At 65.2% G+C, this 23,246-nt stretch carries 12 protein-coding genes; 8 read left to right on the top strand and 4 right to left on the bottom strand.

The features are described 5' to 3' along the window. The first annotated feature begins 345 nt into the window (after positions 1–345). Positions 346–1,947, top strand: a complete 1,602-nt coding sequence (locus PI246_RS15505) for an ExeA family protein (protein ID WP_320552215.1) — start codon at positions 346–348, stop codon at positions 1,945–1,947. 3 nt (positions 1,948–1,950) lie between these two features. Next, positions 1,951–2,634 carry a rhomboid family intramembrane serine protease gene (locus PI246_RS15500; protein ID WP_320552214.1) on the top strand — a complete coding sequence of 228 codons (684 nt, stop codon included), beginning with the start codon at positions 1,951–1,953 and terminating at the stop codon, positions 2,632–2,634. Here the strand turns inward: PI246_RS15500 and PI246_RS15495 are convergent. Beyond that, positions 2,623–3,360, bottom strand: a complete 738-nt coding sequence (locus PI246_RS15495) for a glutamine amidotransferase (protein ID WP_320552213.1) — start codon at positions 3,358–3,360, stop codon at positions 2,623–2,625. The genes PI246_RS15500 and PI246_RS15495 overlap by 12 nt on opposite strands. After that, positions 3,357–5,171: a GspE/PulE family protein gene (locus PI246_RS15490; RefSeq protein ID WP_320552212.1), complete on the bottom strand. Its 1,815-nt coding sequence runs from the start codon at positions 5,169–5,171 to the stop codon at positions 3,357–3,359. Before PI246_RS15490 ends, PI246_RS15495 begins: the two co-directional genes overlap by 4 nt. Positions 5,172–5,238: 67 nt before the next feature. Between PI246_RS15490 and glyQ the strand changes: the two genes are divergently transcribed. Beyond that, positions 5,239–6,153, top strand: a complete 915-nt coding sequence (gene glyQ / locus PI246_RS15485; protein ID WP_320552211.1) for a glycine--tRNA ligase subunit alpha — start codon at positions 5,239–5,241, stop codon at positions 6,151–6,153. Further along, positions 6,143–8,287 (top strand): glycine--tRNA ligase subunit beta, encoded by a 2,145-nt coding sequence (glyS, locus tag PI246_RS15480; RefSeq protein WP_320552210.1) that lies wholly within the window; start codon positions 6,143–6,145, stop codon positions 8,285–8,287. The genes glyQ and glyS overlap by 11 nt, the downstream gene beginning before the upstream one ends. 147 nt (positions 8,288–8,434) lie before the next feature. Here the strand turns inward: glyS and PI246_RS15475 are convergent, their stop codons facing one another. Further along, entirely contained in the window at positions 8,435–9,037 is a 603-nt protein-coding gene (locus tag PI246_RS15475; RefSeq protein WP_320552209.1) for a helix-turn-helix domain-containing protein, read from the bottom strand. 511 nt (positions 9,038–9,548) lie between these two features. Between PI246_RS15475 and PI246_RS15470 the strand changes: the two genes are divergently transcribed. The 4 genes from PI246_RS15470 (at position 9,549) to PI246_RS15455 (ending at position 21,255) form a co-directional block, all read left to right on the top strand. Beyond that, the gene (locus PI246_RS15470; RefSeq protein ID WP_320552208.1) at positions 9,549–12,557 is read left to right on the top strand and encodes a TonB-dependent receptor; all 3,009 of its coding nucleotides are present in this window, start codon (positions 9,549–9,551) and stop codon (positions 12,555–12,557) included. Positions 12,558–13,078: 521 nt separating this feature from the next. Continuing rightward, positions 13,079–16,144, top strand: coding sequence for a TonB-dependent receptor (locus PI246_RS15465; RefSeq protein ID WP_320552220.1), 3,066 nt, complete (start codon positions 13,079–13,081; stop codon positions 16,142–16,144). A 443-nt stretch (positions 16,145–16,587) separates the two neighbouring features. Next, entirely contained in the window at positions 16,588–19,644 is a 3,057-nt protein-coding gene (locus PI246_RS15460) for a TonB-dependent receptor (RefSeq protein WP_320552207.1), read from the top strand. Between the two features lie 765 nt (positions 19,645–20,409). Then, the gene (locus PI246_RS15455; RefSeq protein ID WP_320552206.1) at positions 20,410–21,255 is read left to right on the top strand and encodes a DUF1481 domain-containing protein; all 846 of its coding nucleotides are present in this window, start codon (positions 20,410–20,412) and stop codon (positions 21,253–21,255) included. 121 nt (positions 21,256–21,376) lie between these two features. On the opposite strand, the gene PI246_RS15450 is transcribed toward PI246_RS15455, so the two are convergent. Beyond that, entirely contained in the window at positions 21,377–23,188 is a 1,812-nt protein-coding gene (locus PI246_RS15450) for an autotransporter domain-containing protein (protein ID WP_320552205.1), read from the bottom strand. Positions 23,189–23,246: the final 58 nt, after the last annotated feature.

The following is a 23,246-nucleotide window of genomic DNA, read 5'->3' as shown; positions in this document are numbered from 1 at the left end:
AGAAGTGAAACGCGCATGCGCCGATGGTAGTGTGGCTCAAGCCATGCAAGAGTAGGTCACCGCCAGGGGCTTTATCCCAAAAAACCCGGTCTCGTCGAGACCGGGTTTTTTTCTTTTTTCCCAACCCCGCCCGCGTTGCTCCCCACTCGCCATCCCGGCCACAGGTCATCGGATACGGTCGTGCATCCAGCATCGCCCGTTCCGTCTTAAAAAAATCGGTCTCTTCTCGCCACCAGGGCTGGACACGTGCCCACCTTGTCGAACGGGCACTATCCCGGCATTCGCCACGATGCGGGACGACCGGGCACTAATCCGTCCGCCCGATCAATCGGTTACCCTAGGCTCATGTATCTAGAGACCTTTGGGTTGCGCGAACTTCCGTTCGGCGAGACACCGGACCTGCGCTTCGCGTGCCTGTTCACGCGTGAGCGGGACATCCTTTCGCAGGTCGAATACGAGTTCGGCACGACCCCCCAAGGCGTCACCCTGATCGTTGGCGACGTGGGCATGGGCAAGAGCCTGCTTTGCATGCTGATCGAGGCCGATGCCCCGCACCATGGGATGACCGTCGTACGTCACACCGCCGACGACTACGCGCTCGGTACGGTCGCCTGGTTGCGTTCGATGTACGCCGGATTCGGGCTCCCGCTTCCCCTAAGCGCGGAGGCAAATACCGAAGACCACCTCGTGGATGGCCTCGCTGCCGGCCTGGGCCGGCTGGCCCACCAGGTGGACAAGCGGTTCCTGCTGGTTCTCGACGACGCGGATGACCTCACGTCGGCGAACCTCAACGACATCGGGCGACTGATCGATGCCTGCGAGAAGGGCGGTGCGCCCTTCCATCTCGTGCTCGCCGGATCCCCCGAACTACGCGATCGCCTGGCCGGGGCGGTGCCGTCCGTGTTGGCCGAGCGCATCGGTAATCGCCTCGTGCTGGGTCCGCTGAACGCGGAAGAGAGCGAGCGCTACGTCCGCCATCGCCTGCACGTCGCCGGTACCGCCCGCATGCCCTTCAGCCGGCTGGGCTTGCGTAGCCTGCGTGACGATGGCAAGGGCAATCCCGCACGCCTTAACGCTCTCGCCCATCGCGCCCTGGAGCGTGCGGCCGAGCGGGGCGAGCAGTCAATTGGGGAGCGTGCGCTGGGTTTCGTCGCCCAGGAGGTCCTGCCGCAGTACGCGCGGTACTGGTTCCGGCGCTATCGCAAGGCGATCCTGCTCGCGGCGGCCGTGGCGATCGTCGCGGTGCTGGGCGGCACGGCGACGTGGTTCTTCTCCGGTCGCAGCCCCTCCCGCCCCAAGAACCTGGTGACGGTCACACCAGACCAGGCGCTGGCGAGCTTCAAGGACGCGCTGCCGCCGCCGGACGTAGGCAAAGTCCGCGTATGGGGCGAGTTGCTGGCCCGGTGGCAAGTGACCTCGAAAGAAACCTCCGTCGCCAATGCCATCCACTGCGACGCGACGATCTTTCCCGGGTTCGCTTGCGTGAGCGGGCGCGGGTCGCTCGACCAACTGCGCCGTTTCGACCGTCCGATGGTGCTCGAGCTCGACGACGCCAACGGCCACCAGCAGGTGTTGCTCATCGGTGCGGGGGACGAGGCCGTCCGCCTCTATCTCGGCGGCAAATACGTCGAACTGAGCCGCGAGGCGTTTTCGCGGATATGGAACGGGCGCTTCTACGCCGTGTTTCGCATCGACCCGGCGATGCCGGCCAAACTATCCCGTGGCGACACTGGCAAAGGCGTCGCCTGGGTCATCGCACACCTGCCCAACAAGGCGAGCGTGGCCGCCGGCGACGCCGCCTCATTCGACCGGACGGTGGAGTCGCGCGTGAGAAACGTGCAGGAGCGCTTCGGTATCGCGGCCGACGGCGTGGTCGGTCCGGAAACGATGTTTGCGCTGTCTTCGCTGGAAGCGGAAGGTCCTCACCTTGCCCGTGGCGTGCCCTGACCCATGTTCGTACGCGTGGATACCCGCCGTCGATCGCGGCTTTGCTGGGCCACCATGCTGGTGGTCGTCGTATGCGTGGTGTCCTTCGTCGGCCTGGCCCTGAGCAGTCCTGACGAGCGGTACGCCATCATGCGTCATTGGGGCACCGTTCCCGCGCATCTGTTCGGTACCGGCCTGCCGCTCTGGGAGCAGGTCAGCGACCCGGCCCTGCTGCGCCTGTTCACGGCGATCTTCATTCACGGCGGATGGCTTCACCTGCTCAGCAACCTGCTGTTCCTGGTGATCTTCAGCCTGCCGGCGGAACGGAGCCTCGGCTCACCGCGATTCCTGCTGTTGTTCCTCCTGGGCGGCGTCGTAGCCAACCTGATCGGCGCGATTTCGCTGACCGGCGCGCGGGTCGCCATCATCGGTTGCAGTGGCGCGGTGTCCGCCGTCGTCGGCGCTTACGTGACGCTGTTTCCCAGCGCGCGCCTGGGGCTGGTCGTGCCGCTGGGCCTCTACCTGGAATTCGTGCGCGTGCCGGCTTTCGTGCTGATTGGCATCTGGGCGCTCGTGCAGTTGCTTTTCAGCTATGCAGGGGCGAGTTACGGCGCTGTCGTATGGTGGACGCACATCGGTGGTTTCCTGTTCGGCATCGCGTTCGCGCTGGTGTCGCGCGGTGCGATCGAACGCCGCCTACGCGGCTGAGCGTTCGTCGTCCAGCGCCAGATGCGTGCGCGCGAAGCCGCGCAACAGGCGCGTCGCGACTGGCGTGGGAGCCACCTCCGCGAGCAACGCCTCGGGCTCGAAGCCTTCCTGCGTGAGCACGCCATGCTTGCGGCGAATGTAGGCGCGCATCACTTCGGCGGAAAACTCCGGGTGGAACTGCGTGCTGATCGCGTGCGCACCGTAGCGCACGAGGTGGTTCGGATCGCGGTCGGAACGGGCCAGGCTGACGGCATCGAGAGGCAACTCGAGCACGCTCTGCTCGTGCGTGGCGTGCGCCTTGAAGGTCTGCGGTAGCGCCGAGGCCAAGGGATCGCGTCCGGCCCCGGGACGCGTCGACAGCGACAGCGTGCCCATTTCCCGGCCGCCCGGCAGGTAGTCGACCCGGCCACCCAGCGCGTGCGACATCAACTGATGGCCATAGCACACGCCCAGCAGGGGCAGGTCGATGTCCATGGCGTCGCGGATCCACCCCGCCGTGCGTTCGCTCCACGGCAGCCGCTCGGTCACCATGGACGCCGAACCGGTGATGACCGCGCCCGCGCACTCGGAAGGTGGCGGCGGGACATCGCCCCGCTCGACGTCAACGACGCGCAGGCGATGGCCACGCAGGCGCAGGCCCAGTTGAAACCAACGTGGAAAATCGCCGTGGCGCGCGCTGATCGTGTCGGGCGCACGGCCGGTGCGGATGATGAGAACGGGTTTCATGCGGAAAGCGTGTCGTCGATGTCCGTGGGCGGAAGCACATTGAGCACTTCGCGCACCGTGGTGAGGCCGGCGGCGACCTGCGCCGCGGCGGAAATGCGCAGGGGCTTCATGCCCTCGCGCAAGGCCATGTCGGTCAGCCGCGAAAGGTCGAGCGAGGGCGTAATGGCACCGCGCACGCGCGGGGAGAGCTGCATCATTTCATAAACGCCCGTGCGGCCGAGGTATCCGGTCTTGCGGCACTCCAAGCAACCGACGGGTTCATAGACCTGCTCGGGCAGGGGCAGGTTCCAGCCATGCGTGAGCGCGGCCCAGGCGTCGGGTTCTTGCGCGGCCGGGCGCTTGCAATGGGGGCACAGGGTGCGTACGAGGCGTTGTGCCACGACCCCGGCCAGCGTGGACTGGATCAGGTAATGCGGCACGCCGAGATCGAGCAGGCGGGTAATCGCGCTCGGCGAGTCATTCGTATGCAGGGTGGAGAGCACCAGGTGGCCGGTCAGAGACGCCTGCACCGCCATCTGCGCGGTTTCCAGGTCGCGGATCTCACCGATCATGATGATGTCGGGGTCCTGGCGCAGCAACGTGCGCACGCCCGCGGCGAAATCCAGGTCGATCGCGGGTTGCACCTGCATCTGGTTGAGGTCGGGCGACACCATTTCGATGGGGTCTTCGACCGTGCAGACGTTGAGTTCCGGCCGGGCCAGGTGCTTGAGCGTGGAGTACAGCGTGGTGGTCTTGCCCGAGCCGGTGGGGCCGGTGACCAGCACGATGCCGTGCGGTCGTTCGACCATGGCGCGCCACACGCGGGCCTCCTCGTCGGCGAAGCCCAGCTGGGCGAAGTCCTTCATGACGAGGTCGGGGTCGAAGATACGCATCACCACTTTCTCGCCGAAAGCGGTGGGCATGGTGGAAATACGCAGCTCCACCTCGCGGCCACCGGCCGAGCGCGTCTTGATGCGGCCGTCCTGCGGGCGGCGTTTCTCGGCGACGTCCATGCGCGCGAGGATCTTCACGCGTGCCGTCACGGCGGTGGTCACCGGTGGCGGCAACTCGAACACCTTCTGCATGACGCCGTCGATACGGAAGCGGATCTGGCCCGCATCGCGTCGCGGCTCGAGGTGGATGTCGGATGCGCGCTGCTCGAACGCGTATTGCAGCAGCCAGTCGACGATGTGGACTACGTGCCGGTCGTCGGCACCCACCTCGCCGCCCTTGCCCAGTTCGACCAGTTGCTCGAAGTTGATGATCTTCGACGGCTCGGCGCCCTTCGCGTCCTGGGCGAGCTGGATCGACCGCTGCACGCCGTAGAACTCCAGCAGGTAGCGGTTGATGTCGATCGGGCTGGCCACCACGCGGCGCACGTCGCGGCGGAGCATGTGCGCGAGGTCGCTCGCCCAGGCCATGTCGAACGGCTCGGCCGTGGCGAACACCACCTCGCCCGGCGACGCGCTGACCGGAAGGATGCGATGGCGCTGGGCGTAGGCGCTGCTGACCACCTGGGTCACCTGCGCCACGTTGATCTTCATCGGGTCGATCTTGAGGTAGGGCAGGTCGGCCTTGCCAGCCAGCCATTCCACCAGGCCTTCCAGGCTCAGGGGGCGGCCCGGTTCGCGCTGGTTGCCCAGACGAGCGTTGGCGATCACCACGAGCGGGTTGAGCTCAATGGCGGTCTTGCCGCCCCGGGCCCCCGCGCGGACGCGCTTGGCGTCGTCTCCGGTGATGTAGCCGTCGACCACCAGCGCAGCGAGCACATCCTCGAGCTCCAGCCGCCCGCGGCGCCCCAGCATCGCGCCCGATTGCGGATTGACTGCCATGGCCTGGCGATCCCTCATGAAAGACGACGCCGCTATACTAGCCCGCTTTCTCAAGGACTCGGGAACCATGTCCGCGCCCACCTTCCAAGACGTGATCCAGACCCTCAACCGCTATTGGGCGGAGCAGGGCTGCGTGCTGGTCCAGCCCCTCGACACCGAGGTCGGCGCGGGCACGTTCCATCCCGCCACCTTCCTGCGCGCGCTCGGACCCGAACCCTGGGCCGCCGCCTACGTGCAGCCCTGCCGACGGCCCACGGACGGTCGCTACGGCGACAACCCGAACCGCCTGCAGCACTACTACCAGTATCAGGTGGTGCTCAAGCCGAACCCGGACGACATCCTGGAACGCTACATCGGCTCGCTGAAGGCGCTGGGCATCGATCCGCTGGTGCACGACCTTCGCTTCGTCGAGGACAACTGGGAATCCCCCACGCTCGGTGCGTGGGGCCTGGGCTGGGAGGTCTGGCTCAATGGCATGGAAGTGACCCAGTTCACCTACTTCCAGCAGGCCGGCGGCCTGGAGTGCCGCCCCGTTACCGGGGAAATCACCTACGGCCTCGAACGCCTGGTGATGTACCTGCAGAACGTCGACAGCATCTACGACATCGTCTGGACCAACGCACCCCACGGCGTGGTCACCTACGGTGACGTGTTCCACCAGAACGAGGTGGAGCAGAGTACCTACAACTTCGAGCACGCCAACGTGGCCGAACTGTTCCACTGGTTCGACGTCTGCGAGGGCGAGGCGGGCAAGCTGATCGCGGCCGGCCTGCCTTTGCCGGCCTACGAGCAGGTCTGCAAGGCCAGCCACGCGTTCAACCTGCTCGACGCGCGCCGCGCCATCAGTGTCACCGAGCGCCAGCGGTTCATCCTGCGCGTGCGTACGCTGGCCCGCAGCGTGGCCGAAGCCTACGTCGCCCAACGGGAAAAACTCGGTTTTCCCGGGCTCAAGAATCGCAAGGAGGCCTCCCATGGCCGATGAACGCCTGCCGCTCGTCGTCGAGCTAGGCACCGAAGAACTGCCGCCCAAGGCGCTCGACGACCTCGCCGGCGCTTTCGCGCGCGGTATCGTGGAGGGCCTTGAAAAACGCGGCGTCGCCGGCGATTACGCCGCGGCGCGCACGTATGCCTCGCCTCGCCGCCTTGCCGTGCATATCCCCGCGGTGGCCGTGGCCCAGCCCGAACAGCACGTCGAGCGTCGTGGTCCTGCCGTCGCCGCCAGCCTCGGCGCCGACGGCGAGCCGGGCAAGGCGCTGGTCGGCTTCGCCCAGTCCTGCGGCGTGGATGTTTCGGCACTGGAAAAACTCCAGACCGACAAGGGCGCGTGGTTCGTGTTCCGCGCGGTGAAGCCCGGTCAGCCGACCGCATCGCTGCTCGCCGAGGTGGTGGCCGATGCCCTCAAGGGCTTGCCGATTCCCAAGGCGATGCGCTGGGGCGATCGTGACGACACCTTCGTGCGCCCCGCGCACACGCTGCTGATGCTGCATGGCGCGGCCGTCGTCGAGGGCGAGGTGCTCGGCCTCACGAGCGGGCGCACCAGCCAGGGGCACCGGTTCCATCATCCCGCCCCGGTCACGGTCGCCGACGCGGACAGCTGGCTCGAGACCCTGCGCCAGGCAAAGGTCATGGCGGATCCCGCCGAGCGCCGCGAACGCGTGCGCGCCGAGGTCGCCCGCGTGGCGACCGGCGGCGAACCGCGACTGGGCGACGACCTGCTCGACGAGATCGCCAACCTCACCGAGTGGCCGGTTGGCATCGCCTGTACGTTCGAGCGCGATTTCCTCGACGTACCGCCGGAAGCACTCGTCACCACGATGGAAACGAACCAGAAGTTCGTCCCCGTGTTCGATGCGCAGGGCCGCCTCACCGAGCACTTCATTGGCATCGCCAACATCGAGAGTCGCGACCCCGCGGAAATCCGCAAGGGCTACGAGCGGGTCATTCGCCCGCGCTTCGCCGACGCCAAGTTCTTCTGGGACGAAGACCTCAAGACCCCGCTGGCGGGCTACCAGGACGCCCTGAAGAACGTCACCTACCAGCAGTCGCTGGGCAGCCTGTGGGACAAGACGGTGCGCGTGGCCGAACTGGCCCGGATCATCGCCAATCGCGTCGGCATCGACGCGGGCAAGGCCACGCACGCGGCGGCACTGTCCAAGTGCGACCTGCTCACCCGGATGGTCGGGGAGTTCCCGGAACTGCAGGGCGTGATGGGCCGCTATTACGCGAGCCGCCAGGGCATCGACGCCGACGTCGCCGATGCGCTGGACAGCTTCTACCAGCCGCGCTTCGGCGGCGACGCCATCGCGGCAGGCAAAGTGGGGCAGGTGCTGGCCGTGGCCGAGCGCCTGGATACGCTGGCCGGCATCTTCGCCGTCGGCCTCAAGCCGAGCGGCAACAAGGATCCGTTCGCCCTTCGACGCGCCGCGCTGGGCCTGGCGCGCACGCTCATCGAGGGCGGCCTCGCCATCGACCTGCGCGCCACCCTGACCGAGGCCCTCGAACTGGTTCCCGAGACGGCGTTGGTCGCGGGCGTCAAGCCGGGCAAGGACGGCACGCCGCCGTCGGTGGACATCGGCGCCCGTCGCCGCGAACTGGCCGACGAGATCCATGCGTTCGTGCTGGATCGCCTGCGCGGCTACTACACCGAACAGGGTTTCACGGTCGATCAGTTCGAATCCGTGCTGGCCGTCGTGCCGTCGACGTTGCCTGATTTCGACCGCCGCCTGCGCGCGGTGGCCGAGTTCGCCCGCCGCAGCGAAGCGGCCAGCCTGGCCGCGGCGAACAAGCGCGTGTCGAACATCCTGCGCAAGCGCGCCGAAGAAACCGACGCCGCGCCGTTGCCGGCCGCCGTCGACGTCGCCTACTTCGAATTCGATGCGGAACGCGAACTGCACGCGGCGCTGACCGCCGCCCGGGTGGACGCCGGTGCCCTGCTGGCGTCCGGTGATTACACGGGCGCCCTGGCTCGCCTCGCAGCGCTGCAGGGACCGGTCGACCGGTTTTTCGACGACGTGCTGGTCAACGCGGCGGATCCGGCCGTGCGGGCCAATCGCCTGTGCCTGCTTGCGCAGTTGAGCCAGACCTTCGGAACGATCGCCGACCTGTCGCGCCTCTGACAGGCGGCCGGTGGGGCACCGTCGCCATCGACGGTCGCCACGGTGCCGTGCCGTCGCGAGGCGAGCCGCTGCGTACGGTTCGCTCTGGCGCCTGACAGGCTGCGACGCTGGACGGTTCGCCCCCCGGGCGAACCGATCCTGCGCCCCTTACGCTGCTGCCGCGCTGCTCTCTTCGAGAACACGGGTCATCAGCGTATGCCGGAACGCGATCATGCGATCGGCGTAATCGGCTTCGCCGGAGCGTCCCAGGATCGAATACATCTCGGCCACGAGATCGGCGTGACGTACCGGCGAAAAGCGGCGCCCGGTCATCTCGATGTCCGACTGAAGGAGTTTCATGGCGGCGGCCAGTCGCGACGGGTCCAGCGGCGTCACGCCCTGCGACACGTGGCTCTCGCGGCCGCGCACCGACTCCGAACTTTCCGTGCGCACGAGGGCGTCTTCGTTGCTCCCGTCGAGCATCATCGGGCCTTCGCCCGCGGCGAGCCAGACGAGCGACAGTCCCAGCGTCTTCGCCATCGTGACGCAGCGGCCGCGCGACGGATCGGTGTTGCCGTCGCGCCAGCTGCGCACGACGCCTTCGGAGAAACCGCAGCGGCGAGCGATCTCGCTCACGCTACCCGACATCTTGATGACCTGCCGGACCCGGCTGGCGAACGAGGACGGCGGAACAGCGGCGTCCCCACGGCTGATGTCCATTCCTGCCCTGGCGGCGTCCGCCATCAGGGAACCCCTCGAATTGTCGTTCATGCGCTTGAAACCTCAGATAGGTGTGACGAGCCGCCCCCCGGCGTTTCGCGGTCAAACGCGCGAGGTTCGTATAGGTGTACAGCCACTTTCCTTTCGAACACCTTGCGCCTCAGAAGTTTCTTCACCCGTCGACCACGTTTCGACGCAGGAATTTGCCGAACCGTTCAGGAATCGACGTAGGAATTTTTCGTAGTCGCGGACCTGTCCATAGGCCGTTCGTCACATCTTTTCCTGATCTAAGTGCTTGATGGCGATGTGATTGAAACGTGAGGGCAGCGTTTAATTTACGTCGTAAATTATTGCCGTATTCGGCATTTTCTCCTGTTGGAATAGGCAATTACTTGCTGTAAATCTGCGCGGCGCCCCGACGTTTGTCGCCGGGTCGCCAAGAAGGGGAGACAGGCCACGCCACACGATTTGAACCGGAGTTCATCGGGCGCGTCCTGTTAAAAACGATTCGCAAGAACATACGAACTGCATCGAGGGGATGCGGTCGCCTGGGGAGACACGAATGAAATCCATGTACACCGGTGGAACCATCCGCCGTACCGCGCTGGCCGTGGCGCTGGGTCTGACGTTCGCCGGGGGAGCGGCGCATGCGCAGTCCAACGCCTCGGGCGTGATCTTCGGTCACGCCGACAACGCCGCCGGCGCGAGCGTTCGCATCGACAACGTCGACACCGGCCTGTCTCGCGAACTGCCCCTGCCGGCCGACGGTCGCTACCGCGCCACGTCGTTGCCCGTGGGTCACTACAAGGTCAGCCTCGTCCGCAGCGGCGCCGCCGTGGAGACCCGCGACGTGCAGGTGAACATCGGTACCGGTACCGACGTTTCGTTCGTGGCCGCCGCGTCCGGCAACGCCGCCACGAGCCTGGAGGGGATCAGCGTCAGTGGCACGGCCCTGCCTGCGATCGACGTCTCGTCGGTCGACTCGCGCACCGTGCTCACCGCCGACCAGTTGCAGCGCATTCCCGTGGCTTCGAACGTCAACGCGGCCGCGCTGCTCGCGCCGGGAGTCGTCAGCGGCGACTCGCGCTACGGCGGCGTCGTCTCGTTCGGTGGCGCTTCGGCGGCTGAGAACCAGTACTACATCAACGGTTTCGCGGTGACCAATCCGCTGACGGGCCTGGGTTTCGCCACGCTCCCGTTCGACGCGATCGACCAGCAGCAGATCCTCACCGGCGGCTACGGCGCGGAATACGGCCGCTCCACCGGCGGCGTGGTCAACATCACCACCAAGCGCGGCACCAACACCTGGAAAGCCGGCGCGCAGGTCCAGTGGAGCCCGCGCTCGCTGAAGTCCAACCCGCGCAACATTTACTACCCCCGCACCTCGGGCAACGTCACCGACGGCACGATCTACCAGTACCGCGAGGGCAACAAGACCGACGACCTGCTCTACGGCCTGTATGTCAGCGGCCCGCTGATCAAGGACAAGCTGTTCGTCTATGCCGCCGCCGACGTGGTCCGCACCGACAACTCGGCCGGCGTCACCAACGTGCTGACCAAGACGGCGTTCGACGGCCCCCTGAAGGCCAACCACTGGGTCGGCAAGATCGACTGGAACATTACCGACAGCCACATCCTCGAACTGACCGGCATCGGCGACACCAATCTCAACGACACCACCATCTACTCGTACGACTACGCCACGCGGTCGCGCACGCGCGTGCTCGGTAGCGAGCACCAGAAGAATATCGGCACCGCCAACTCCACGCCCGGCGGCGTGATGTACATCGGCAAGTACACCGGCTACATCACCGACTCGCTGACGATCGACGCGCTGTACGGCCACAGCAAGACCGACCACGTCGACAACGTCTCCGGTGCGGCGGGCGTGACCTGCCCGAACATCGTCGATAACCGCAACGTGCCCGCTGCCCTCAAGCGGGTGAGCTGCGCCCCGGTGCAGGGCAACCTGATCGCCCCGGGTGCGAACGACAAGGTCAAGAACTGGCGTTTCGACATCCAGTATTCGCTGGGTGACCATGACCTGCGCGCCGGTGTCGACAACCAGACGGCCGAATCCTACGGTGGCCTCGCCGTGCAGGGCGGCGCGCTGTGGACCTACAGCAACCCGCCGGCCAGCGGCAAGATCACGGGCTTCCCTGAACTCGCCATCCCGCCGGGCACCACCGAAATCGCCCGCCGCCAGATCTTCCGCGCCGCCGGCAACGTCAAGGTGGAACAGGAAGCGCAGTTCATCGAAGACCACTGGCAGATATCGCAGAACTGGCTGGCCTACATGGGCCTGCGCAACGAACAGTTCAAGAATTTCAACACCGACGGCGTCGTGTTCGTGAAACAGCGTCACCAGCTGGCGCCGCGCCTGGGCGTCACCTGGGACGTCTACGGCGATTCCACGCTGAAGGTCTACGCCAACGCGGGCCGTTATCACCTGGCCATTCCGTCCAACGTCGCCATCCGTGGTGCGGGCCCGCAGCTGTTCGAGCGCCAGTACTTCGCCTATGGCAGCGTCGATCCGACCACCAACGCGCCGATCAACCCGACCCCCATCTCGGGGATCCACTACGCCAACGGCGCCGATGGCAGCGCGCCGGATCCGAAGACGCTGTCGGCGAAGAACCTCAGCGCCTACTACCAGGACGAGTACATCCTCGGCTTCGACAAGCAGCTGGGCTCGGACTGGACCGTCGGCGCCAAGGCCACGTATCGCAAGCTGCGCAGCATCATCGACGACATGTGCGATTCCCGCCCGATCGAAGCCTGGGCCGAGCGCAACAACATCGCCATCAGCCCCGACGCGAAGATCCCGGGCTGCCTGCTGTTCAACCCCGGCAAGGGCAACACGTTTACCATCGATCTCAACAACGACGGTCGCTACGAGAACATCGCGTTGTCCAAGGCCGATCTCGGTTTTCCGGATCTCAAGCGCAAGTACCTCGCCGTGAACCTGTACGTCGAGCACCAGTTCAACCAGCAGTTCTTCGGTCGCGCCGAATACGTGTGGTCGCAGAGCTTCGGCAACTCCGAAGGCCTGCTGAAGTCGGACATCGGCCAGCTCGATCCGTCGGTCACCCAGGACTGGGATTTCCCTGAGCTGATGATCGGCTCGAACGGCCCGCTGCCCAGCGATCGCCGCCACCAGGTGAAGGCCTACGGTTTCTGGCAGGCCACGCCGGAATGGCTCTTCGGCGCCAACCTGCTGGCGCTATCGGGTCGTCCGAAGAACTGCCTCGGCATTCGTCCGCCGGATACGTTCAACTACGGTTCGTCGTATTTCTACTGCAACGGCGAGGACGCCCCGCGCGGCTCCCGTGGCCGCCTGCCGTGGACCTACCAGCTGTCGCTGAGCGCGGAATACCGTCCGTCGTTCTTCAACCACGACCTGTCGCTGAAGATGGACGTCTTCAACCTCTTCAACCAGCAGCGCGTGCAGAACATCGACGAAACCTACCAGACCGCCGATGGTCCGCTGAGCCCGACCTACGGCCGTCCGCTGAGCTTCTCCACGCCGCGTAGCGTCCGCCTCACGGCGCGTTACGACTTCTCGATGTAACGGCGCGGTATCCACCCAAGACAATAAGAAGAGTCGTAGGGATACAGGACGTGTCCCTACGATAAAGATCAAAAGCGACTCCCCGGATCGCCTCCGTGCCGACGGCACGGAGGCCTTTTTTTGCGGACTGCGCCGGATCGACATGCAAAATCTGGTAAGAAAATTTCCTAAGCCAAAGTCGTGCATGTGCCATAAGTCATTGCTAAGAATGGCCACAAGTCACTGTTCAAGCGACATTTTTTGACGCGAAAGAAATAGTGTACGCGTAAGTTGTTTCGGTGGTAATCCAAACCAATGGTAAAAATTCCGTATTGCCCTACGGGTTCGCATTACGTATATGTTTCCCCACGCCATCCGGGGAGAGGCTGGCGTACGGAAATGAAGCGGAAAAATCCGACGTTTCCGTCCTTTTTTCGATGTCGTTTGCCCAAGCCTGGCGAAGGTCAGGACGAAGGCGTTTGCCTGCCGATCGTAGAAACATTCGATCAAGGGTTAACTTTCTAGGGGAGTCCCGCAGCATGATTTCGCGTTCCTATCGAGCCTCCGTACTCGGTCGTCGTTCCACCCTCGCCCTGGCCATCGGCCTGGCCACCGTGTCCGGCGCCGCGCTTGCGCAGTCGACCACCGGCTCGATCTTCGGTTCCGCCCAGCCGGGTGCCACCATCCAGATTTCCAGCCCCTCGACCGGCGTGAACCGCCAGATCACGGCGGATGCTTCCGGTCGCTATCGCGCCAGCAACCTGCCGCTGGGCAATTACACCGTCAACGTGCTGGACGGCGGCAAGGTCGTCGACTCCCGCAAGGACATCAACCTGACCGTCGGCAGCAGCTCCGAAGTGTCGTTCGCCAGCGCCGCCGCGGGCAACGCGCAGTCGTTGGAATCGGTGACCGTGAGCGCGAACGCGCTGCCGCCGATCGATGTCTCCTCGGTCGACTCGCGCACCGTCGTGACGTCCGCCCAGCTCACCCGCCTGCCGCTGGGTCGTAACGCGGAAGCCATCGCGCTGCTCGCTCCGGGCGTCGTCACCGGTTCGGGTGACTTCGGTCGAGTGGTGTCGTTCGGCGGCGCCGGCGTCTCCGAGAACGCTTACTACATCAATGGCTACAACACGACCGACCCTCTGAAGAACCTCGGCGGCGCGAGCCTGCCGTACGGCGCGATCGACCAGCAGGAAGTCTACACGGGCGGTTACAGCGCGATGTACGGCCGTTCCGACGGCGGCGTGATCAACCAGGTCGGCAAGCGCGGCACCAATGAATGGCACTTCGGTGGCCAGGTGCTGTGGGAGCCGAAGTTCCTCGCCGAGTCTCCGCGCAACATCTTCTACCCGAATGCCACGCTGCCGAACGGCTACGAGTATGAGAACGCGGACCAGCCCGGTACCGAATACCGTCATCGCGACGGCAACAAGAAGTGGACCACGACCTACAGCGCCTACGTGGGTGGTCCGCTGATCAAGGACAAGCTGTTCCTCTTCGCCGCCGCCGAAGCGGAAAAGAGCGAAGGCGTCTCCACGAACAGCTCGGCCAGCAGCATCCAGGCCAACAACCACTACACGTTCAACCTGCCCAAGTACTACGTGAAGCTGGACTGGAACATCAACGACAGCAACATCCTCGAAGTGACGGGCATCCGTTCGCAGGATGAAGCGGAAGGCGTGTACTACGCCTACGACTACGCGACGCACACCCAGGGCGGTCAGACCGGCGCCTTCGCCGACCACACCAAGCTGACCAACACCTACACGATCGGCAAGTACACCAGCTACCTGACCGACGACCTGACGTTCTCCGCGACCTACGGCAAGGGCAAGTCGCAGGACTACTTCAACAATCCCAGCGGCGGCGGCGCGCCGTGGCTGAGCGGCGTGACCAACCAGAACCCGGCCATCACCGGCGGTACGCCGATCTCCAACCTCAACCCGACCTACGTGTCGAAGGCTCCGGATGCGCGCAGCCTGACGCACGGCCTTCGCATGGACCTCGAGTGGCAGGTCGGCGATCACCGCCTCACCGGCGGTATCGATAACATGCGCTACAACGCGTACGACGAAGGCCAGTCAATGAGCGGCCCGGGCTACGCCTGGATCTACGGGCGCGGCAACCCCACCACGCCGATCAGTCGTACGCTCGGCGTCGGCGCGCCGGGTGGCGCGGGTTACTACGTGCGCCAGTACAAGTTCATCACCACCACGAGCATGTCGGTCGATCAGAAGGCTTACTACCTCGAAGACAAGTGGCAGGTGAACGACCGCGTCAACGTGACGGTCGGCGTGCGCAACGACAAGTTCACCAACTACAACAACAACCACATCTCGTACGTCGACAGCGGCAACCAGTGGGCCCCCCGCCTCGGCGCCGCATGGGACGTGTTCGGCGATTCGACCTTCAAGGTCTACGGCAACCTCGGCCGCTACTTCCTCGCACTGCCGAACAGCGTCGCGATCCGTGGCGCCTCGTCGTCGACCCTGACCAGCGAGTACTTCACCTACACGGGTATCGCCGCGGACGGTTCGCCCACCGGACTGGCCCCGCTCGGACCGGGCCCGGTCTCCGCCAACAATGAGTACGGTCAGCCGACCGACCCGAAGGCCGTCACCGCGCGTAACCTGAAGTCGCAGTACCAGGACGAAGCCATCCTCGGTTTCGACAAGGCGTTCGGCAGCGAGTGGGTCGGCGGCGCCAAGCTGACCGTGCGCAAGCTCCAGGCCGCCATCGACGACGTCTGCGACATGAATCGCGTGATCGAGAAGCTCCAGGCCCAGGGCGTCAACACGGACAACACCACCTTCCCGGGCTGCGTGATCTTCAACCCGGGCAAGACCAACCGCTTCAGCTTCGGCAACGCCGACGGTACCCGTACCGAAGTCAGCATGTCGCGCGACGACTGGGGCTTCACCGATGGCGCGAAGCGCAAGTACTACGCGCTCGACATGTACTTCGGCCATCCGTGGGACGGCAAGTGGGAAGGTCGCATCGACTACACCTTCTCGCGCAGCTACGGCAACACCGAAGGCCAGGTGAAGTCCGACATCGGTCAGGACGACATTTCCAAGACGCAGGATTGGGATGCCGCCGCGCTGATGGAAAACTCCAACGGCCTGCTCGCGAACGACCGCCGCCACCAGATCAAGATGCGCGGCAGCTATGCGCTGACCGACGAGTGGCTGCTTTCGGGCGTGGTGCGCGTGCAGTCGGGTGGCCCCAAGAGCTGCCTCGGCTACTACGCCGGTCCGACGCTGGATAACACCGGTACGCCGGGTGGCTACGGTGCGGCCGGTACCGATCCCATCGGTTACGGCTCCTCGTACCACTTCTGCAACGGCCAGCCCTACCACCCGGGCGACCAGCGCCAGCCGTGGACGAAGAACATCGACCTGTCGGTCACCTATCGCCCGGCGTTCGCCGATCACAAGCTGGCCTTCGCGCTGAGCGTGTTCAACGTCACCGACGAGCGCAAGGTCACGCAGACCGACGCCACCTATGAGACCAACGCGGGTCCGGGTGTGGTCAGCAATACCTACAACATGGGTACGTACTTCCAGACGCCGCGCTTCGTGCGCCTGTCCGCTAGCTACGACTTCTAAGCGCACCGGCTCGGGCCGGGGGCAGGAGCCCCCGGCTTGAGAGGAAAACGGTAGAAAAACATGTCCAGGGATGGAAGCGTCTCCCCAGATTGCCACCGGCTTGCCGGTGGCCTTTTCAGGTAGGCCCGGCCAACCCGCCGGTCGGGGCCTCGGGCAGGAGCCGGGGCCTTGTAAATAATTTGTTGACACGACGCGCTCCCTGCCCCTATGTTCGGCATCGGCGAATTCTGTCGGGAAGATTTCACGAATCGTGAATCGGCCCCGTACGGTAAGAGTCGATGGACTTGTCGGGAGCAGGTCTCGTGGGGACGACGCTACTCTGGGAGGAGCAGGCGCCGAGGAAAAACCCCGGAAACGTGCACCGCCAAGGCCGAATTTTCCGGCCTTTGCCGGCTTTGCTCGTTTTTAAGGCCCGGTTGGGCCGATCTGGGGAGATTTGCATCATGAGTTCTCGCAGCATCCGGCAGGCATCCGTCCTGCGTCGTTCTTCGCTCGCGCTCGCGCTGGCGATGGGCATGGGCCTTACGGGCACCGTTTTCGCCCAGTCCACCACCGGTAGCCTGTTCGGTTCGGCCGAACCGGGTGAAACCGTTCAGATCACCAGCTCGACCGGTGTGACCCGCTCCACCACGGTCGCCGAAAACGGCCGCTACACCTTCAACAACCTTCCGCTGGGCACCTATAAGGTCAGCCTGATGAAGGGCGGTGCCACCGTCGACACGCGCGACAACGTCCAGCTCAAGGTCAACGCCGGTACCGACGTGTCCTTTGCCGCGGCCGCCGCCACGGCCACCAGCGCTGAAAACCTGTCGGCCGTGACCGTCACCGGCAACGCGCTGCCCCCGATCGACGTGTCGTCCGTCGACTCGCGCACCGTTATCACCCAGACCCAGCTCAAGCAGCTCCCGCTCGGCCGCACCGCCGAATCGATCGCGCTGCTCGCCCCGGGCGTGTCGCAGGGTGCCACCGGCACCGGCTTCGCCAGCCCGACCGGCCAGGCGCTGGTCTCGTTCGGCGGTTCGTCCGTGTCCGAGAATGCCTATTACATCAACGGCATGAACACCACCGATCCCATCTCGGGTTACGGCGGCATGGCCCTGCCGTACGGCGCGATCGACCAGCAGGAAATCCTGACCGGCGGTTACGGCGCCCAGTACGGTCGCTCCGACGGCGGCGTGATCAGCATCGTTGGTCGCCGTGGCAGCAACGAATTCCACTTCGGCGGACAGGTCCTGTGGACGCCTGAGTTCGGCAAGGCCGACCCGATCAACGCCAAGTACCCGAGCAGCTCGGTGCGCGACGGCCAGGTCTATCGCTACCGCAATCTCAACAAGGATTGGGAAGCGGTGTACTCGGCCTACGCCGGCGGCCCGCTGATCAAGGACACCCTGTTTGGCTTCATCGCCGTCGAAGGCGCCAAGCGCGAAGGTGACAGCGTCGCCCTCGCCTCGTCGAACAAGATCACGCAGTACACGTACAAAGATCCGAAGATGTACGCCAAGCTCGATTGGAACATCAACGACAACAACCTGCTTGAACTGACCGGTGCCAGCTACCAGCACAACTACACCGGCGACGTGTACAACTTCAACAACCGCACCCGTGCCTACGGCAGCTTCATCGCGCCGGATACCGCGTCGAGCACCAAGCAGCGGATGTGGATCGCGAAGTACACCAGCTACATCACCGACAGCCTGACCCTGACGGCCCAGTACGGCAAGCAGGACACGAAGCTGTTCACCCGGACCGGCACCACCGATCCGAACCTGATTCCGATCCTCGGCGCCGAGAGCCAGAACCCGGCGTACACGGCGGGCTTCCCGCAGGGCATCACCAACGCCCAGAACCTCACGGTCGTTCCCGATCCCAAGCATGAGAGCAAGGTCTCGAACTACCGCGTCGACCTCTCCTACGTGCTGGGCGACCACACGATCTCGGCGGGTATCGACAACCAGAACACCCAGGATCTGAACGACGGCCAGTCGGTCTACAACAACTTCGGCTACGAGTGGAGCTACGGCACCGTCGAGGACAGCGGCATCGCCAACGGCGCCGTCTCGTCGCCGGTCGGCACGCCGTACTACGTTTCGCAGTACCGCCAGCAGACCGCCGCCTCGGTGCGCGTGCGCCAGCGTGCCCAGTACATCCAGGACGAATGGCAGGTCTCGGACACGGTCAAGCTGTCGCTCGGCCTGCGTAACGACCAGTTCACCAACTACAACGGCAGCGGCCAGGCCTACATCACCCAGACCAAGCCGCAGTGGGCACCGCGCCTCGGCGGTAGCTGGGACGTGTACGGCGACAGCACCTTCAAGGTGTACGCCAATGCCGGTCGCTACTACCTCGCCCTGCCGCTCGTGCCGGCCCTGCGTGGCGCTTCGGGTTCCACCCAGACCAACACGTACTTCTCGTACACGGGCATCGATCCGGCCACCGGTTACCCGACTGGCCTGACCCCGCTCAACACGGTCAACGGCCCGGGCCAGCCCTACTCGCCCAACAACGAGTACGGCCAGGCGAAGGACCCGAACATCGTCAGCGCGAAGGGCCTGAAGTCCGAATACCAGGATGAGTTCATCGCTGGTTTCGACAAGACCTGGGGCGAGAACTGGGTCTACGGCGCCAAGTTGACCTACCGCGCCCTGCGTAACGCGATCGACGATTACTGCGACACCGGCGATACGCCGCCCGGCCGCCTGCAGCAGCTGTTCACCGCCAGCGGTTCCAACGTTGACCTCGCCGCTGCGGGCGTCAGCTGCTACCTGTTCAACCCGGGCCGCGCGAACACCTTCCTGGCCCCGAACGCTGCCGGCGGCTACGACCGCGTCCGCGCCACGAACGACGATCTCGGCTTCCCGCACCTGAAGCGTCACTACTACGCCGTTGAATTGCACCTGCAGCACCTCAAGGGTGACGGCAAGTGGTGGGGCAACGTCTCGTACGTCTTCTCCAAGCTCTACGGCAACAGCGAAGGCCAGACCGACTCCGATGCCGGTACGCGTAGCGATCCGTCGGTCACGCAGGCGTGGGACAACGCTCCGCTGATGGTGTATTCGAACGGCAAGCTCGCCAACGACCACACCCACGAGCTGAAGGCCTACGGTGCGTACGAGATCACGCCGGAATGGCAGGTCTCGGGCAACATCGCGATCGTCTCCGGTGCGCCGCGCAACTGCTACGGCGGTTTCGGTCCGGACCAGATCGACGCTGGCTACGGCACCACGTCGTACCACTGGTGCAACGGTCTGCCGTCGCCCCCGGGTGCCGCGGGCCGCAACCCGATCACGCACACCGTGTCGGCCGCGCTCGCCTACCGTCCGGCGTTCGCCGAAGGTCGCCTGGGCTTCACGGCCGAAGTCTTCAACCTGTTCAACGAACAGAAGAAGACGCAGTCGTACCCGTACTACGCGACCAGCAGCGCACCGCTGCCGACGTACAACGCGCCCATCGCGTTCCAGACGCCGCGTTACTTCCGTTTCGGCGTGACCTACGACTACTGATCATCGGTGGTCGACCGGCTGACACCGTCCTGTCCAGGGCCGGTGTCATTCCGACAGAAAAACCGCCCTTCGGGGCGGTTTTTTTTGATTTTTCATGGCAGTCCGGGGGCGCTGCGCGGCCACAGGCCCCGCGGTCGGTCCGAACGGTGAGGCGATGCGGCCAGCGCTTTCGGCGTCCCACTCGCTGGTCACACAGGTCTCCTGCGCGTTCGACAGGGAGGGAGCGCTTGCGCAGCCCGTGTATCGACGTGGCTTCGGCCGCTCTCTTATGCGGAACTCGCCTCGACGGTGGACACCAGGATTTCCCGCGAAACGTTCAGATGCACCGCGCTCTGGCGATACCCGGACGCAAGAGCAACGCAACTGGCCGGATCGAACCCTGCACCAGGCCGTCAGCTCGATCGTTCGGAGGGCTCCCGATACGCCGCGATGAGCCTTTTTTTATGCCTATTCCCGCACCTCCGCGAAGAACCTTTTTATGCGAGGGCGCGCAGCCAACGCTATCGCCCATGTCCCGGCGGTTCGACGCGCGCCGCTATCCGCATGAATTTGCGTAAAAAATAGCGCTACGCGTCTTCGGCATGTCTTCGATGTTTAGGGTCAACTTTGTCGCAGATCGGCCGAAAACCAGACGTTACGCCCTTGACTTTTCCATCGGCGCATTTGCCGGTATGCTCACACGTTCCCCCCGCCAGGCTCGACGCGCCGTGCGCGTGCGTATCCTGCGTGATCCGCTCTTTTTGATTCGTTACGAGGTTCAGACCCATGCGCAGGCTTTTCTTGTCGCTCGCATCCGTGACCACGCTGGCCCTCGCTGGCTGCGGTGGCTCCTCCGGTAACGGCCAGCAGGCCAACGGCGACTCCAACGCGGCCGCTGCGGCAGCCACCAACGTCACGGGCACGGTGACCCTGCGTGACGCGGGCAAGGATCTCTCGCCCAACGCCAAGCTCGAGCTCAAGCTGCTCGACGTCTCGGCCCAGGGCGCGCAGCCGCTCGCGACGAAGACGATCTCCCCGGTGACGCTGCCGCAGTCGTTCCAGCTCGACTTCAACGCGTCGGACGTCAACCCGAACGACATCTACATCATCGAGGCGTCGATGCAGGATGGCGAGCGCCATTACTCGTCGCCGCTGAAGAATCCGGTGCTCACCAAGGGCGCGAAGAACGTCGCCAACATCCAGCTGGTTGGCGAGGCCACACCGGGTGAGAAAGAACTGGCCGACTTCAACAGCGTCAAGAAGAACATCGGCGGCATGAAGATGACCCAGGGCACCGCGCTGAAGGAAGGCGAATCGCGCGGCTGGCAAATCTTCAAGAAAGGCAACGACGTCCAGTTTGTCATCGAGCTGGTCGACTACGGCGACAAGGGTTTCACCTCCACCAACTACGCCTATAAGAATGGCAAGCCGTGGGTCGTGGTGCAGGAGAAGAAGCCGAGCAAGGACGGCAAACCGACGTCCATCGAGCGCGCGGGCTGGAACGACGCGGGCGAGCTGGTGCTCAAGCAGAACGAAGTCGGCGGCAAGGTCGACGAGCTGAGCGATGCCGACGCCAACAGCCTCAAGAGCCAGGCCGAAGCCATGCTGTCCAAGGCTGGCGGCAAGAAGTAAGCGCGACACCGTATGCACCGAAAAACGCCGGCGTTTGCCGGCGTTTTTTTTGGTTCATCGTTTGCCGTAACGAAAAACGCCGGCGCGAGGCCGGCGTTTTCCGATCAGGCGAACCAGGTCATTAGAAGGCCATCTTCACGCCGAGGTTCAGGCTGTTGTAGCGCTGCGAGTCGTCGGCGAAGCGACCGCTGTAGGCGGCCCAACCGCTCCAGCGCTGGCTGAAGTCGGCGGAGATGCCGAGATCGGCGGTGGCCCAGTTCTTGTCGGGCGCGAAGCCCTGCACGCTGAAGCGACCGGACATGTTGGTCAGGCCGGCGGTCACGAAGCGATCGTCTGCGCGCCCGTCGTGGTTGTAGGCGATTTCAGCGAACGGATGCAGCGTGGTGTTGCCCGACTGCCACGAACCCTGCAGGCGCCAGCCAGCCGTTTCGATGCGGGCGTTGCGGGTCTGCTTGCCGAACTGCATCGCGGTGCTGGTGCTGCCGTACTCGGTATAGCCGAACACGCGCAGCTGCTCCCATTCCACGCTGACGAACGGACCGGTCTTAAGCGATTCGTTGCCGAACCACCAGCCGCCGCTCAGGCCACCGCCCACGTGCGAGCCATCGGTCTTGCCCGTTTCGGTACGGCGGGCCGTGCCCAGGTCGATGCGGCGATCGATGTCGGTGAAACTCAGCTGGCCGAAGCTCACGAAGCCGCCGACGTAGCCGCCGCCGTTGTGATAGAAGGCGTAGCCCGAACCAGCGACGTCCTGCAGCTTGTAACCACCGCCGCCCTTGAAATCGGCGTTGGTCTGACCCAGGCCGAGGGCGACACCGACGTTGACGTTCTCGTTGACCTTCGCATCGGCGCCGACGGTGAGGTTGACGTTGTCGCTGTCGGTGCCCGGCGAGGTGCCGGTGTTCTTGAACTTCTGCTGGCCGTAGTCGACCGATGCGAAGAAGCGCGAGTCGCCACCGAAGTTGTCGGCGAGCATCTGGTTGCGCAGCGAGCGCACGTGCGCGGCGTTCGTGGCCAGGCCGGCCTCGCCAAGCAGCGAGATCTTCTGCGGCGCCTGGATCACCGACACGGCGTACTGGCCGAGGATGGCGTGCGCGGCCGCGGTCGGGTGGATGCCGTCGGCGAACAGGTAGCTCGACGCGTTGGGGTCGCGCAGCGTGTTCGGCGAGCACGTGAGCGAACTGGCCGTGGTGCAGACCGGCACGGTCACGTTGCTGAAGCCGTAGGCCGACGGATTGGCGATGACTTCGTTGAGCAACGTGTAGGTGTCGATCGGCACGATGCCGCGCTGCGCGGAGGCGAGGCCGCCCGAGAGCACGCCGTTGTAGAGCTGCGACAGCTGGGTGAGGCCGGCGGAGGCCGCGGCGCCCTGCGACATCGCGGCGGGCGTCTTGCCGACGTCCGGCAGGTTGAACACGACGATGGTCTTCGCGCCGGCGGCCTGCAGGGCCTTGAGCTGACCGACCTCGTTCGAGGCGGCCGTGGCGACCGTCACCTGCGCGGTGGCCGGGTTCTGCACGGCGGCGAGCAGGTCGTTCGCGCCGATCCACATGGTGTAGAGCGCGTTCGGGTTGGCCTTGCCACCGTTGGCGGCGAGGTAGGTCTGGATCTGCGTGGCGGTCGACGGGGCCACCAGCGGGCCGGCGATGGTATTGGCCACGGCGGCGCGGGCATTGCCGTAGGCGTAGTCGGTGCCACCCTGCAGCGAGGGCGCCAGCGACAGGTTGAAGGCGCTGGCGATGTTCTCGACCGCGACGGTGCCCGGATTGGTGGTGAAGCGCGAGGTGGTGGGCGCGCGCAGGAGGATCGAGACGTTGCCGTTGTCGCTCAGGCTGTCGCCGAACGAGACGACCTGCTGGAACCCGTCGGCGTGTGCCCCGGCGCTGAACAGGAGGGCGGCGCCGATGGCCCCGGCGAGATGGCGGATACGCATGTGGATCACTCCCTGGGTGTTAGAGAAGCGTTACGGTAGCGGAAGCCATACGCATGCG

This window comes from Luteibacter sahnii (genome assembly GCF_034063545.1).
Taxonomy (GTDB): domain Bacteria; phylum Pseudomonadota; class Gammaproteobacteria; order Xanthomonadales; family Rhodanobacteraceae; genus Luteibacter; species Luteibacter sahnii.
The sequence above is the reverse complement of the archived record's forward strand: the minus strand, read 5'-3'. Positions and strand labels throughout refer to the sequence as shown.

Excerpts from the sequence above, each read along its gene's own strand:
- PI246_RS15505 (WP_320552215.1), top strand. The coding sequence starts at position 346 with ATGTATCTAGAGACCTTTGGGTTGCGCGAACTTCCGTTCGGCGAGACA.
- PI246_RS15500 (WP_320552214.1), top strand. The coding sequence starts at position 1,951 with ATGTTCGTACGCGTGGATACCCGCCGTCGATCGCGGCTTTGCTGGGCC.
- PI246_RS15495 (WP_320552213.1), bottom strand. The coding sequence starts at position 3,360 with ATGAAACCCGTTCTCATCATCCGCACCGGCCGTGCGCCCGACACGATC.
- PI246_RS15490 (WP_320552212.1), bottom strand. The coding sequence starts at position 5,171 with ATGGCAGTCAATCCGCAATCGGGCGCGATGCTGGGGCGCCGCGGGCGG.
- glyQ (WP_320552211.1), top strand. The coding sequence starts at position 5,239 with ATGTCCGCGCCCACCTTCCAAGACGTGATCCAGACCCTCAACCGCTAT.
- glyS (WP_320552210.1), top strand. The coding sequence starts at position 6,143 with ATGGCCGATGAACGCCTGCCGCTCGTCGTCGAGCTAGGCACCGAAGAA.
- PI246_RS15475 (WP_320552209.1), bottom strand. The coding sequence starts at position 9,037 with ATGAACGACAATTCGAGGGGTTCCCTGATGGCGGACGCCGCCAGGGCA.
- PI246_RS15470 (WP_320552208.1), top strand. The coding sequence starts at position 9,549 with ATGAAATCCATGTACACCGGTGGAACCATCCGCCGTACCGCGCTGGCC.
- PI246_RS15460 (WP_320552207.1), top strand. The coding sequence starts at position 16,588 with ATGAGTTCTCGCAGCATCCGGCAGGCATCCGTCCTGCGTCGTTCTTCG.
- PI246_RS15455 (WP_320552206.1), top strand. The coding sequence starts at position 20,410 with ATGCGCAGGCTTTTCTTGTCGCTCGCATCCGTGACCACGCTGGCCCTC.
- PI246_RS15450 (WP_320552205.1), bottom strand. The coding sequence starts at position 23,188 with ATGCGTATCCGCCATCTCGCCGGGGCCATCGGCGCCGCCCTCCTGTTC.